At 59.2% G+C, this 13,546-nt stretch carries 9 protein-coding genes; 2 read left to right on the top strand and 7 right to left on the bottom strand.

Annotated features, from left to right (window positions below; genetic code table 11):
- Positions 1-125 precede the first annotated feature (125 nt).
- Positions 126-1,532, bottom strand: a complete 1,407-nt coding sequence (locus tag KVG95_RS05745) for an NAD(P)/FAD-dependent oxidoreductase (protein ID WP_217854858.1) — start codon at positions 1,530-1,532, stop codon at positions 126-128.
- Positions 1,533-1,845: 313 nt separating this feature from the next.
- On the opposite strand from KVG95_RS05745, the gene KVG95_RS05740 reads away from it, so the two are divergent.
- Complete coding sequence (locus KVG95_RS05740) at positions 1,846-2,121, top strand: DUF1652 domain-containing protein (RefSeq protein ID WP_095631396.1); 276 nt, start codon at positions 1,846-1,848, stop codon at positions 2,119-2,121.
- 121 nt (positions 2,122-2,242) lie between these two features.
- Here the strand turns inward: KVG95_RS05740 and KVG95_RS05735 are convergent, their stop codons facing one another.
- From KVG95_RS05735 to KVG95_RS05725, 3 genes are all read right to left on the bottom strand, one after another.
- Entirely contained in the window at positions 2,243-3,424 is a 1,182-nt protein-coding gene (locus KVG95_RS05735; protein ID WP_217854857.1) for a cystathionine gamma-synthase, read from the bottom strand.
- Positions 3,421-4,797 carry a pyridoxal-phosphate dependent enzyme gene (locus tag KVG95_RS05730; RefSeq protein WP_052963516.1) on the bottom strand — a complete coding sequence of 459 codons (1,377 nt, stop codon included), beginning with the start codon at positions 4,795-4,797 and terminating at the stop codon, positions 3,421-3,423. Before KVG95_RS05730 ends, KVG95_RS05735 begins: the two co-directional genes overlap by 4 nt.
- Before the next feature lie 213 nt (positions 4,798-5,010).
- Positions 5,011-7,485: a UvrD-helicase domain-containing protein gene (locus KVG95_RS05725; RefSeq protein WP_217854856.1), complete on the bottom strand. Its 2,475-nt coding sequence runs from the start codon at positions 7,483-7,485 to the stop codon at positions 5,011-5,013.
- A 279-nt stretch (positions 7,486-7,764) separates the two neighbouring features.
- On the opposite strand from KVG95_RS05725, the gene KVG95_RS05720 reads away from it, so the two are divergent.
- Positions 7,765-8,460, top strand: coding sequence for a pirin family protein (locus KVG95_RS05720; RefSeq protein ID WP_052963329.1), 696 nt, complete (start codon positions 7,765-7,767; stop codon positions 8,458-8,460).
- Positions 8,461-8,547: 87 nt separating this feature from the next.
- On the opposite strand, the gene pgm is transcribed toward KVG95_RS05720, so the two are convergent.
- From pgm to KVG95_RS05705, 3 genes are all read right to left on the bottom strand, one after another.
- Positions 8,548-10,194 carry a phosphoglucomutase (alpha-D-glucose-1,6-bisphosphate-dependent) gene (pgm, locus tag KVG95_RS05715; protein ID WP_217854855.1) on the bottom strand — a complete coding sequence of 549 codons (1,647 nt, stop codon included), beginning with the start codon at positions 10,192-10,194 and terminating at the stop codon, positions 8,548-8,550.
- Positions 10,195-10,304: 110 nt separating this feature from the next.
- On the bottom strand, positions 10,305-11,705 hold the full coding sequence (locus KVG95_RS05710; RefSeq protein WP_217854854.1) for an aminotransferase-like domain-containing protein: 1,401 nt from the start codon (positions 11,703-11,705) through the stop codon (positions 10,305-10,307).
- A gap of 67 nt (positions 11,706-11,772) precedes the next feature.
- Positions 11,773-13,263, bottom strand: a complete 1,491-nt coding sequence (locus KVG95_RS05705) for a hypothetical protein (RefSeq protein ID WP_217854853.1) — start codon at positions 13,261-13,263, stop codon at positions 11,773-11,775.
- Positions 13,264-13,546: the final 283 nt, after the last annotated feature.

The raw sequence follows: 13,546 nt of genomic DNA, 5'->3' as shown, positions 1-13,546 counted from the left end.
CTTCAGGTTCGGGACGGTTGAGCGAAGCGCCCCCCCCGTCGATGGGGGGCGCAACGCGCAATCAGAGGATCAAAAAATCAAAACGCAGGTCTTGCGCACGGGCTGGCAAATCAGAGCGTCGCCGTTTAGTGCATGAAACCCTCCATGAACCCCGCGACCCGACTGGCCAGTTTGCGACGCCAGGGCGCGGTAGCCGGGTTGGCCAGGGTCTGGTCTTCGTGGACGAAGCTGCGGATGATCGCGTTGTAGCCCAACCAGCGGCAGGGCTCGGGTTCCCAGGCCTTGAGCGCGTCGAGACCGCCCTGAGGAATGACCCACGGTTGGCGGACCAAGTCGGTGTCACGCTGAAGAATCAGGTCGGCCAAGGTTCGCCCGCCGAGGTTGCTGGCACCGACCCCCTCCCCGCCATAACCGCCAGACAAGGCGATGCCGCTGGCCTGATCGCAGAGCATGTGCGGCTTGAAGCGCCGGGACATGCCCAGGTTGCCGCCCCAGGCATGGGTGATTCGTACGTTCTTGAGCTGCGGGAAGAGTTCGCCGAACAGGTAGCGCCGCAACTCTATTTCGTTGGTGGTCAAGTCGAAGTCATGGCGCAACTTGCCAGCAAATTGATAGCCACCACGGGCACCAAATACCAAGCGGTTATCCGCCGTGCGCTGGCCATAGGTGACTTGTCGGCTGCTTTCACTGAAGGCCTGACCGTGGCTGAGACCGATTTCGTCCCAAGTCACGGTGGACAGTGGTTCGGTCGCCACCAGCAAACTCTGGACCGGCAACTGATAACGGTCCAACGGTGGCAATGTGGTCGCATACCCTTCTACCGCCGGCACGATCCAGCGGCTGCGAACCTGAGCCTTGGCCGTACGCAAACTGCCCGACTGCCATTGAGAGACCGGGCTGTTCTCATAGATGTTGACCCCCATGCGCTCCACCGTACGCGCCAGACCTCGGACCAACTTTGCCGGGTGAATGGTCGCGACGTGCGGTGCATAGATACCGCCATAAGGTTTGGCAATTCTGATCTGTTGCGCCAATTGCCCGGGACTGAGCCAACGGTAGTCGCTTTCGGTCAGCCCTTGGCGGTAGAGCGTGTTCAGATAATGGCGCAGGCTGGCTTCCTGCTCGGGATAACGCGCAGCACAATAAAGCACTCCGCCTTTGCGATAATCGCAGTCGATGCCTTCTCGTTCGAGGACAATCTCTACTTCATCGGGGATGCCGTGCAGCAGCTCGAAAGAGGCGCGGCGCTGTTCGGCCGGTAAATCGGCAAGCAAGCGATCTTCGCCCAGTAGATTACCCATCAACCAGCCGCCATTACGGCCCGACGCACCAAAACCCGCGATGTTTGCTTCGACGATGGCAATATTCAGCCCTGGCGCCAGGCGCTTGAGGTAGTACGCGGTCCAGAGCCCGGTGTACCCGGCGCCAATGATGGCCACGTCGACGTCCAGATCCTGCTCCAGCGCCGGGCGCGCCAGCAATGGCTCGTCGAGTTGGTCCATCCACAAACTGATCGTGCGCCACGCTGACATGCAAGACTCCGCCATTCAAACTTCGATAGCGTCGATCCTAATGCGTGGGTTCAGAGATTGTCTTGCGCGCGTGCACGCAAGAAGCTTTGGCCCCCGAGGAATACCCCCGGCCATATAGGCCTCGGGTCGAAAAAACCGTGTCTCGTGATCTGCATCAAAAAAAAATCAACCAATCGCCAAACGGACTGAAAAAATCCACATGATTTTCACATCTGGATGCTACTTTTAAAGACAGTCACCGGTTGAGCCATTGAAGGTTCTTCCCTCCTAACATGAGCTAAAGGAAGCGCTCGATGAATAAGGTGGGCAACACATGAATAAAGGGTCCTTCAGCAAAGTCACTTTTCCAAATGCCTGCCAGCTGATGCGCTGGCATTTTCATCCCATGGGTTTCGAAGCCACCATGGATGCACCGGGCAGTATGGTTGCGCGGCTGTTCGATCGCGCCAGTGGCGAAACCATGATCGCCATTGCCGGCATTCCTTGCGCAACGGTCATGAATGCAGCAGATGTAGAACGAATTATCGAAGCTGTTGAAGATGAGCTGGAGACGTTCATTCCACCGCAGGCCCTCAGAAGTTATGCCTGACGGTCAGCGTTTCACAAAACCTGTGGGAGCGGGCTTGCTCGCGAATGTAGTGTGTCAGGCAACATTAATGCTTACTGACACTCCCTCTTCGCGAGCAAGCCCGCTCCCACATCGATTGGGTTTAACTGATCTGCATCAGGGCCTGTGCCAGATCGGCGCGCAGGTCTTCGACATCCTCGACCCCCACTGACAAACGTACCAGCGCATCGCCAATGCCCAGCTGCGCGCGAGTTTCGACGGGAATGCTGGCATGGGTCATGATCGCCGGATGCTCAATCAGGCTTTCCACCCCGCCCAGGCTCTCGGCCAGGGCGAAGATCCGCACACTCTCGAGGAAACGCTTGGCGCCAGCCAGGTCGCTGTTCAGGTCGAGGGAAATCATCCCGCCGAATCCGCGCATCTGCCGCCGCGCCAGTTCGTGCTGTGGATGTGACGGCAGGCCCGGATAGTAAACGCGCGCCACCTGTGGCTGACGCTCCAGCCATTGCGCCAGCTCCAGCGCGTTGCTGCAGTGACGTTCCATGCGAAGCGCCAGGGTCTTCACCCCGCGCAATGTGAGAAAAGCGTCGAACGGTCCGGCAATAGCCCCCACTGCGTTCTGCAGGAAACCCAGGCGTTCGGCCAATTCAGTGTTCTGCCCGACCACCGCGATGCCGCCGATCACGTCGGAGTGACCGTTCAGGTACTTGGTCGTCGAGTGCAGCACGATATCGAAACCAAGCTCCAGCGGACGCTGTATCCACGGGCTGGCGAAAGTGTTGTCGGCCACACAAATGATGCCTCGCTCGCGACAGGTGCGCGCGACGGCGGCGAGGTCAGTGAGACTCAGCAAAGGATTGCTCGGCGTCTCGACCCAGACCATCCGCGTGTCATCCTGAAGCGCCGCTTCGAATGCCGTCAGGTCTGTCAGATCGACGAAGCTGAAACGATGCCCGGCACTGCGCTGGCGCACCTTGTCGAACAGCCGGAATGTACCGCCGTACAAGTCATTACCAGAGACGATGTGGGCGCCAGCATCGAGCAGCTCGAGCACATTGGCGATCGCCGCCAGCCCGGAAGCGAAGGCGAAGGCCCGAGTACCGCCCTCGAGGTCCGCCACACAACGCTCCAGCGCAAAGCGCGTCGGATTGTGCGAACGCCCGTAGTCGAAACCCTTGTGCACACCAGGGCTCTGTTGCAGATAGGTGGAGTTGGCGTAAATCGGCGGCATCAGCGCCCCGGTGGACGGGTCCGGCGTCTGTCCGGCATGAATCACACGGGTGGCGAAGGCACGTGGCTTGGCGGTTTCATCGTGCTGACTCATGCAAGGGATCTCCGCAGGTAATTGAGCATGTCGACGCGGGTAATCAGCCCATGGAAACCCGAGTCGTCGGCGATCATCGCCACCAATCCACGGTCGAGCTTCGCCTCCAGTTCGGCCAGACTGGCGCCGGGCGGCAGGATTTCCAGCTTGTCAGTCATCGCACTGCTCACCGGCATTCGGAAGTGCGAAGCGTCTTCGTGCACGCCAAGCAGAATGTCCGACTCATCGATTACGCCGACCAGCCGCTGCCCGCCCACCAGCACCGGCAGTTGTGACACATCCGCCAGGCGCATGCGCTGGAAAGCGGTGAGCAAAGTGTCGTCCGGCCCCACGCTGACCACCCGGCCATCCTCGAAGCGCCGCGCGATCAGGTCTCGCAAATCACCGTAGCGCTTGCGCGCAAGCAGCCCCTGATCATTCATCCACTGGTCGTTATAGACCTTCGACAGGTAGCGGGTGCCGGTGTCGCAGACGAAACTGACCACCCGCTTCGGCTCGGTTTGTTCGCGGCAGTAACGCAGTGCCGCCGCCAGTAATGTGCCGGTCGAGGAGCCGCCGAGAATGCCTTCGGCGCGCAGCAATTGGCGGGCATGATCGAAGCTTTCCTCGTCGCTGATCGAATAGGCCTTACGCACGCTGGACAGGTCGGCAATCGACGGAATGAAGTCTTCGCCAATGCCCTCCACCGCCCAGGAACCGGGCGTACCCAAGGTGCCGCTGCGGCTGTATTCGGCCATCACCGAGCCGACCGGGTCGGCCAGCACCATTTCCAGATTCGGTTGTACGCGCTGAAAGAAACGGGTCAGCCCCGTCAACGTGCCGGCCGAGCCGACGCCGACAACGATGGCATCCACATCATGCTGAGTCTGCGCCCAGATTTCCGGGGCGGTACTGCACTCGTGCGCCAGCGGGTTGGCCGGGTTGTTGAATTGATCGGCGAAGAAGGCGTCGGGAATTTCCTGTGCCAACCGCGCAGCGACGTCCTGGTAATAATCGGGATGGCCTTTGCCGACATCGGAGCGAGTGATGTGCACTTCAGCGCCCATCGCCTTGAGGTGCAGGACTTTCTCGGTGGACATCTTGTCCGGCACCACCAACACCACCCGATAACCCTTGGCCCGGCCGACCAGGGCCAGGCCCAGACCGGTATTGCCAGCGGTGGCCTCAACGATGGTGCCGCCGGGGCGCAGGCGCCCATCGCGCTCGGCGGCGTCGATCATTGCCAGGCCGATGCGATCCTTGATCGAGCCTCCGGGGTTCTGCGATTCGAGTTTGAGAAACAGTGTGCACGGGCCGGTATCGAAGCGGCTGACGCGTACCAGCGGCGTATTGCCGATCAGTTCGAGCACGGCGGGACGGGAGTCGTTCGGCATGTCGTCACCTCGCTGCATGTATCCGCATTGGATGGACAGCGACCTGCGGCGAATCATTGCGCGCCAGTCGCAAGCAAAGCCTCGCCTTGGACCTTAGGCCGGGATTGCGCCCCCCGCAACTTTTCGCAGCCAGTCGGTAATGTCTCTGTGGCGAGCGAACTTGCTCGCCACAGGTTTTTCTGACTCAAGATTTTCAGTGAACAGCTTCAGGGGTCAGGCAGAGACTTTTCCTTGGCGGTGATCCGCGAAGAACGCCTTGCCTTTGCCGATCCGGTCGGAGGCCTTGGGCATGTTCGCAGCCGAGGTATCCTGGCCATCGACATACCAGTAGCAATGGCTGACTGCCCGGGTGATGCCCACGTAAGCCAGTCGCAGAATCTCGTCTTTCTGTGCGCTGTCGTAAGCTTCGCTGTCGCCAGCCTTGCCGAGCCCGGCCATGCGATAGACCTGATTTTTGTAGGGTGAACTGGTCAGGTGCTGGCAATCGCCCAGCAAAAACACCGCATCAGCCTGCAGGCCTTTGGCGCTGTGATAGGTCAGTTGTTTGAGTCGTCGAGCGTCGTACGGCAAGTTAGAATCTACATTAACTACAGACTGAATATGCTCCTCTATCAATGACTTATCGCTGCTTTTTCGATAAAGCATCAAGATTGAATCGCCTTTTCTGTAGTGCTCGATCAGCCGCTGGGACAAGCCTTGGTCATCCCGGTCGAGAACATTCACTGGCAACAGCGCCTTGGGTTCACCACTGGCCTTGGCCTTCTTGCCGGCGATCGCCGGTGCCGCGCGGACAATATGCTCCGCCGCGTCGATGATGTGCTGATGGCTGCGGTAATTGTCGCTGAGCATCACTTTGGTCGTGCTCGGCGACGGGAATTCCTTGTTGAACTCCATGAAGTAAGTCGGCGAACTGCCGCGCCAGCCATAGATGGACTGCCAGTCATCACCGACACAAAGCAATGACGAACGCTGCGCGCCGCGCCCCACATGCATGGCCGGTCCGCGGCTGCGGATCTCCGCCAGGCTGGCGCGAATCCACGAAACGATCTGCGGTGACACGTCCTGAAACTCGTCGATCATCAGGTGCGACATTGGCCTGAGCAACTCATCGCTCAGCAGCTTGAGGTTCTCCGGCGAATGTTCGCTGAACAAGGCGAACATCCGGTTATAGGTCATCACCGGTGGCGATTGATCCAGCAGATGATCTTCCAGCGCTCGCCAGAACAGGCTCAAGGCCTCGAAGAAGAACCGGTCCGGGTCGTCCTTGGCGAAACTCATCTGGCCCACGGCATTCGGCACATCCAGGCCGAGGTTTTCAATAAACCCGGCCGCCGCGACAAAACAGTCCAACAACGGCGCGGAGCCGAGCTCGCCCTTGACCTTGTAATCGAAACCCGGCCCGGCGCTGGCGTCTCCGGCAAGAGAGGCCAAAACACGTTTTGAAGACTCATAACTGTCTATCCATATCAAAGGCTTACGACAGAAAGCTTGAAACAGTGTGCGCTTTACCGCGCATTCTGCGCGCACTGAAAGTTTGGCATTTGGACGGCTGACCTGGGGATTTTCCCGGGGATCGAAACCCAGCACCACCCAGGCGTCGAGCGTCGGAATGTAGCCGTGGCAATGAAAGGTCGAGCCGTTGATGTCGAAGGTCTGACGATTCGGCTCGATGCCCTTGATCGGCCAGGCACCGGCGCGAAACCATAAGTCCTCGATGGTGTCGCACAGTTCTTCATCGCGCTTGGCGGCGAGTTCAGTCACCGCCATGCGTTTCTGCACGTCCGGGTGATCACGCTCCAGCTCTTTGAGCTGCAAGGCATGACGCGACAAAGGTTTGATCAGTTCGCGGAAACGTTCATCGCGGGTGTGCAGGCTGTGATAACAGGCGTTGAGTTGCTGACGCTGGGCGTCATTGATGCGAAGGTCGAAGGGGTTGCTGTCGACCTCTTCGTCGCCGCCTTGCACGCGGTGACTGAGGTTTTCGAAGGCTTGTAGCCGCTCGAAACCCGGCAGACTGCGAACCATCGGCAGGATGCGCGAATGGAAAGTGCGCACCAGATCGCGCGCTTCTTTAAGGCTGATTCCCCGACCCCAGACTGCAAACAGCTCGATCAGTTTATTGATGAAGTCCTTGCGCGATTCGCGGGTGAAGGTCACCACGGTCATAGAGCTCAGCTCAAACCCCAGGTAGTGGTTGAGCAGCAGAATTCGCAGCACCAGGGTAGTCGACTTGCCCGCGCCCGCCCCGGCGATCACCGAGGTCGACGGTGTGTCGCTGAAAATCATCTTCCATTGGGCTGCGCTCGGTTGGGCATACGCGGGCAGCAGTCGCGCCACGTCGGCCTTCATGCGCTTCTTCAGCTCAGCACTCAATGGCAGGCGCCAATCGTCGAACAGATTGTCATCGACGTTGGGTGGTCGATGCTCGGTCGAGCGCGAGTCGCGAATCAACAAGACCTGCCGACCTTCCTCCAGTCCCTCGAGTTTGCCTTCCTTATAGCCGTACTCCACGCCGGCGCTGTGGCCGCTGCGAAAACCGTCGGCTTGGCCGTGCAGCCAAGAGGCACGGTGTTGCGCACGCAACCGAGTAAGGCCATGGCCAAAGAACCGGGCGGCCAGGCGCTTGAACAAAGGCATCTCAGCCAAGGGGCGAAGTTCGGGGGGAAGATCGGGGGTGTGTTGCGGCACGCTGACGGACTCCAGGGTGTGAGGCTGTTGAGGGCTATGGTGTCTGCATTTGCCGTTGAGTTCTAGTGAAATGCTTACAGGTCATTGGCTTATGCGATGAAGTGAAGGCTGGATGAGAATATTTCGAGGTTATTTGAGATCAACTAATTCGATTGTATTGAGGCATTTTTTACGCTTTTTATCGATTAGTGCCTGATAGATGATGCTCGCCATCAACCACCGGTTCTCGTTTGTGGCTCAGGCGTTCTGCCCCATGACGAACCTTTTCAGGAGACGATCATGCTTGAACTCAGACCTTTCAACTCGCTGGGTGGCGCACACCATGGCTGGTTGGATGCCCATCACCACTTTTCGTTCGCCGAGTACCACGATCCCAAACGCATGAACTGGGGCAACCTGCGGGTGTGGAACGACGATGTGATTGCCCCCGGAACCGGGTTCCCGCAACACCCGCACCGCGACATGGAAATCATCACTTACGTTCGTGAAGGCGCGATTACCCACCAAGACAACCTTGGCAACAAGGGCCGTACCGAAGCGGGCGACGTGCAGGTCATGAGCGCCGGCACCGGGATTGCTCACAGTGAGTACAACCTGGAAGCGACCGAGACCCGGATCTTTCAGATCTGGATCATCCCCAACGAAGCCGGTTCGGCACCGTCGTGGGGCGCCAAGCCGTTCCCCAAAGGCGAGCGCGAAGGTTTCGTGACCCTGGCCAGCGGTAAGGCTGGCGACGATCAAAGCCTGCACATTCGTGCCGATGCGCGTCTGGTGGCGGCGAATCTGAAGGCTGGCGAGTCCGCGGAGTATCACCTGGACAGCGGCCGTCGTGCTTATTTGGTTCCCGCAACCGGCGTTATTGAAATCAATGGCTTGCGCGCACAAGCTCGAGACGGTGTTGCGATTGCCGATGAGCAGGTGTTGCGCGTGACCGCGATTGAGGACAGTGAGATTGTGTTGGTGGATGTGGCTTGATGAGGTAATTGCAAGGCAAAAAAAGGGGCGACCGTTAATGGTCGCCCCTTTTTTTACGTATAGCCGTTGTGGCGAGGGGGCCCTCAATCACTTCGCAGAAATAGCGCTATCCACAAGTGTCTGAGCTTCCGCCACCAACTGTTTGAGGTGGTCGTCGCTGACAAAGCTCTCCGCATAGATCTTGTAGATATCCTCAGTGCCCGACGGACGCGCCGCGAACCAACCGTTCTCGGTCATGACTTTCAGACCACCGATGGCTTGGTCATTGCCCGGCGCATGGCTGAGGATGCTCTGGATCGCTTCGCCCGCCAACTGAGTCGAGGTGACCTGGTCTGGCGACAATTTGCTCAACAGCGCTTTCTGCTCAGGGTTTGCCTTGGCATCGACCCGTACCGAGAAAGGTTCGCCCAGCTCATCGGTCAGCGCGCGATAGGCCTGGCTAGGGTCACGGCCCGTGCGAGCGGTCATTTCGGCGGCCAGCAATGCCGGAATCAAGCCATCCTTGTCGGTGCACCAGACACTGCCGTCCTTGCGCAGGAACGACGCGCCAGCACTTTCTTCACCGCCAAAACCGAGGGAACCGTCGAACAGGCCGTCGGCAAACCATTTGAAGCCGACCGGCACTTCGTACAGGCGACGGCCCAGACGTTTGGCAACGCGATCAATCAAGCCACTGCTGACCACGGTTTTGCCCACGGCCGCATCGACGCGCCATTGTGGACGGTTCTGGAACAGGTAATCGATCGACACTGCGAGGTAGTTGTTGGGTGCCAGCAAACCACCGGAGGGAGTCACGATGCCATGGCGGTCGTGATCCGGGTCACAGGCAAAGGCCACGTCGAAACGCTGTTTCAGACCGATCAGCCCTTGCATGGCGTGGCTGGACGATGGATCCATGCGGATCTGCCCGTCCCAGTCGACGGTCATGAAACGGAATGTCGCATCAACCTGTTTATTCACCACCTCCAGGTCCAGGCGATAGTGCTCGGCAATCGCCGACCAGTAGCGCACCCCTGCTCCGCCCAGCGGATCGACGCCCAGACGCAGCTTCGCATCGCGGATGGCGTCGAAGTCGATCACGTTGATCAGGTCGGCGACATAGGTGTTGAGATAATCGTGACGATGGGTGGTGCTGGCCTTCAGGGCCTGCTCGTAGCTGATGCGTTTGACGCCGGCAAGTTTGGCCGCCAGCAGCTCGTTGGCCTTGGCTTCGATCCACTTGGTGATGTGGGTATCGGCCGGGCCGCCGTTGGTAGGGTTGTACTTGTAGCCACCGCTTTGTGGCGGGTTGTGAGACGGCGTGATGACAATACCGTCTGCCAGGCCCGAAGTGCGCCCACGGTTGTAGCAAAGAATCGCATGGGAAATGGCCGGCGTCGGCGTGTACTCATCGCCTTCGGCGATCATCACCGTCACGCCGTTCGCCGCCAGGACTTCCAGGGCACTGGCACCGGCCGGCGTGGACAGCGCGTGGGTGTCGATGCCGACGAACAGCGGACCGTCGATGCCCTGGGCTTCGCGGTACAGGCAGATCGCCTGACTGATGGCCAGAACGTGCCATTCGTTGAAACTCAGATCGAACGAGCTACCTCGGTGTCCGGACGTGCCGAAGGCGACGCGCTGGGTAGAAATGGCTGCATCGGGCTGGCCGGTGTAATAGGCCGTCACCAGTCGCGGGATGTCGACCAACAGTTCTGCCGGTGCCGGTTTGCCCGCAAAAGGACTGAGTGTCATGCAAAACCTCTGAGAGAGAGTGGTTCGGGAATAGAACGCAGTTTACTGACAGTTTGCTCCTGGCGCGACGTTATCAATTGTCAGGTACCGAGGAGGGTTGGCGCCTCGGCTCAGTCGATCGATTCCAGGCGCAAGGCATCCCCCAAAAGCCCCAGCGCGTCGGTGAGGTCGTGATGCCCCCCGAAGGTGTGACTCAGGCGCAAATGCTGCCCATGCAGGCCCTGCAGGCTGAACAGCTCCCCCGGCGCAATCACCACATGTTGCTTGAGCAAACGCTCGAATACTCGATGTACATCGACCTGGCGCAACGAGCGGATCCAGATCGTCGCCCCGCCTTGGGGTTCAACGAAGTACAGCGCATCGGGCAGGCGCTCTTCAAGCAACTGAGTCATCTGCACCATGCGTTCCTTGAGCAGTCGACGCAACACCAGCAGGTGTTGATCGATGCGTCCATTGCTGTACAGCCGCGCAATGGCTTTCTGACGGATCAGCGACAAACGGAAAGCGCGCAGCAAAAAGTGCCGCTGCAATCTGGCACGCATTTGTCGCGACAGCAGATAGCCGAAGGGCGCCTCCGACCCGATGAATTTCTCGAATGTGGAAAACACGATCAGCCGATCCGGGTCCAGCAGATCGCGAAATCGCAGGCCGTTCGGCTCGAACTCAAGCTCGCCATAGCAATCGTTTTCCAGTACCCAGCTGCCATGTCGCTTCAGCAGCTGTGCGGCGGATTGCCTGTTGCTGTCAGGCGCCACACTGCCTCGTGGCATGTTCAGCCCCGATGAAAGCATCACCAGTCGCACCTGCTCGGTCTCAAGCAGTTCCTTCAACTGCTCCAGATCCAGACCACCATCGGCTTGCAACGGCAGCTCGATCACCCGCACGTCCGCATCCTTGAGCAGACGCAGAATGCCCCAGTCGCACGGTGATTCGACTACCATCACAGCGTCTTTGAGGCCAAGAGCGGCGATCAATATTTCCAGGACTCCCCGCAGGTCGGCGCCGATATAGACATCATCGGCATGCCAGCAGCGTGTCGGCGAAGTGGTGTAGCGCGCCGCCAGGGCTGTGCGCAGCTCCAGCTCGCCGCAGGGTTGTGAAGACGGTTGTGGCTGGCGTGGGTACTGGCGCAGCAGCTCTCTCTCCAGCAACAGCAACGGGCTATCCAGGGGTTGTAATGACGCCGGCTCATCGGCGCTCAGCACCAGCATGCCGGGACGCCTGGCGTTGACATAAACCGTTTCGAGCAGGTCCTTGCCACTGCCGGGTATGCCGATTGAGGACACGGGTAGAGCGTAGTAGCCGGACTTGGCCACTGAGTAGACGCGCCCTTCCTTCTCCAACAGCGAATAGGCGTACTGAATGGTCGAGATCGACACACTCAGGCGGTGCGCCAACTGTCGCAATGAAGGCAGGCGCACTTGCACGTCACTGCCCGGCTCATTGATCAGGTTAGTCAGGTAACGGTACACCGCCTGGTAGGCAAAATCGGTATCTCGTGGTCCTTTCATGGGTAATGGCCGAACAGGCTACGAACGTCGTGACGCATCCTTGCTGAATCCGTCAAACCTGGCACTTTCACCGCCCCGTCGACCATTCGCCAGCCACGCTCGTTTCACGGTCAGGTTCCACGACTTCAGCTTGCACACCCACCTCGCCGCTTTCCGTGCCGAGCCCCCTGCCCTCATCCCGAACCACCGGGGCCATGCGGTAAAGCGTACCGATCAGACTCACGGGCAACCCGCTGACATCCACCATCCACTGCAGAACCTGCTCGGGTGCCGGGCCGCCCTGCATTGCCCGGTGCAAGTCCGGCAACGCCACGAGCATGCCGGGATGGCACTGACGAAGAAAATGCTCAAGCGCCGCGCCGTTATCGACAAAAGGCGCGAACAGCAGACACACCAGTTGAGCCTCGCTCAGACCGAGGTTCTTTTGTGCTTCAGCCGCTGCCAATGCGCGCTGGTCAGTCATTGTCATCGGGTTGCCGAACGTCTTCATGGCCTGTTCGCAAAAGCGCTCTGGAACGTGTTTACGCCGCATCATCACCAGCGCCCGCTGCACATACTCGCTGACGCCCGTCTCGTAGGCGCGACCGTGTACAAAGCACGCTTGCAAGCCACGGATATGCGCGGATATCGACAGGCTGACGTAGTCGTTATCACTGAGCTGAGCCGACAACTCGTCAGGTTGAAACCCGAGGAAATCGGTGAGCAATGGCCAGCGCTCTTCCAGGTTGCTGACCAGCATGTCGTGAATATCGATGAAGATCGTGCGGCGACACGCTTCAAAACGCTCGGCGGGACGCCACGGCGCCTGGGCAGACTCTGGATAAAACTCGCTATAGCAATCGCAGCCCAATTCATCGAGCCGCGCGAACAGCCCCTCGTAGCCGGTTTCATGACGGTCCGGTGCCTTGAGCCCGGCCTTGGCCGCTGCACGGTTCAACCCCTCGAGGAACTGCTTCTGCCGACGAGGCGTATCGCTACTGACCAATGCATCGACACCTTTGTCCCAGCGGGCGATTTGTCCGTAAAACTCGCCGGTCGCCAGGTACCCGTCATCCCACAGATCAAGCGGCTCGTTCCAGGCACGGCGGTGCCCGACCATCAGCAGATTGAGCCGATTCGACTCGCGACCGGCTTCGGAGATCGACGCCAGATGGTTGAACGGCAGGACTTCACGATTATCGACCATCAACACTTCGACCCGGGGATCGTCGTAGAGAAACAACGCACTGCAGCTGCGATGGATGTTTTCCAGAGCCGTCGAGTCCACACCATTCAAGCGTAAGGTCGCCACTCGCAGCTGAAACGTCGCCGGTGCGCGGCCAGCGATACTCAGTTGCGCGGCACGCAATAGCGCCAGGGTGTAGCAGCTGTCGCGGGACCCGGACTGCATCGCCAGCACCTTGTAGTCGCCGATACGCTCCATACCTCCTGCGGACATCACCAGGCGCTGAATCATCAATTGCAATGCCGTGCGCTCGGCGCGAGAGAAAAAACCCAGCAAACGCTGCAGCATTTGCTGATAAACATAGTTCATTGCCTGATCATGGGTAGCGGTCATCATTATTTACCTGTGACTCATAAGTTCAATGCCGCGCAAACAATGAGGTGTATTGCGCAACAGGTATCTGTCATGAAGGGAGTGCCGGGGTTGTTGTTCAAATGCTAGCACTTAAGCATTGTGTAATTATTTGAAATAATTGCATGTCGAGGGTACCCCTGGTACATCAGGATCTCCGCAACACCCGGCAGAATGGGCGTCTTGTGCTCCCGCGAACGTTCCTAGGAAATTTCCGACAGCGTCCCACAGACACTTAGCACAAGAAATAAAGAAAGAAGTTGCC

Origin of the sequence: Pseudomonas farris (assembly GCF_019145235.1) — a bacterium.
In the GTDB taxonomy this organism is placed as follows: Bacteria; Pseudomonadota; Gammaproteobacteria; order Pseudomonadales; family Pseudomonadaceae; genus Aquipseudomonas; species Aquipseudomonas farris.
Note: the sequence above shows the minus strand (reverse complement) of the source record. Positions and strands in the feature narration are given on the sequence as shown.

Excerpts from the sequence above, each read along its gene's own strand:
- KVG95_RS05745 (WP_217854858.1), bottom strand. The coding sequence starts at position 1,532 with ATGTCAGCGTGGCGCACGATCAGTTTGTGGATGGACCAACTCGACGAG.
- KVG95_RS05740 (WP_095631396.1), top strand. The coding sequence starts at position 1,846 with ATGAATAAAGGGTCCTTCAGCAAAGTCACTTTTCCAAATGCCTGCCAG.
- KVG95_RS05735 (WP_217854857.1), bottom strand. The coding sequence starts at position 3,424 with ATGAGTCAGCACGATGAAACCGCCAAGCCACGTGCCTTCGCCACCCGT.
- KVG95_RS05730 (WP_052963516.1), bottom strand. The coding sequence starts at position 4,797 with ATGCCGAACGACTCCCGTCCCGCCGTGCTCGAACTGATCGGCAATACG.
- KVG95_RS05720 (WP_052963329.1), top strand. The coding sequence starts at position 7,765 with ATGCTTGAACTCAGACCTTTCAACTCGCTGGGTGGCGCACACCATGGC.
- pgm (WP_217854855.1), bottom strand. The coding sequence starts at position 10,194 with ATGACACTCAGTCCTTTTGCGGGCAAACCGGCACCGGCAGAACTGTTG.
- KVG95_RS05710 (WP_217854854.1), bottom strand. The coding sequence starts at position 11,705 with ATGAAAGGACCACGAGATACCGATTTTGCCTACCAGGCGGTGTACCGT.
- KVG95_RS05705 (WP_217854853.1), bottom strand. The coding sequence starts at position 13,263 with ATGACCGCTACCCATGATCAGGCAATGAACTATGTTTATCAGCAAATG.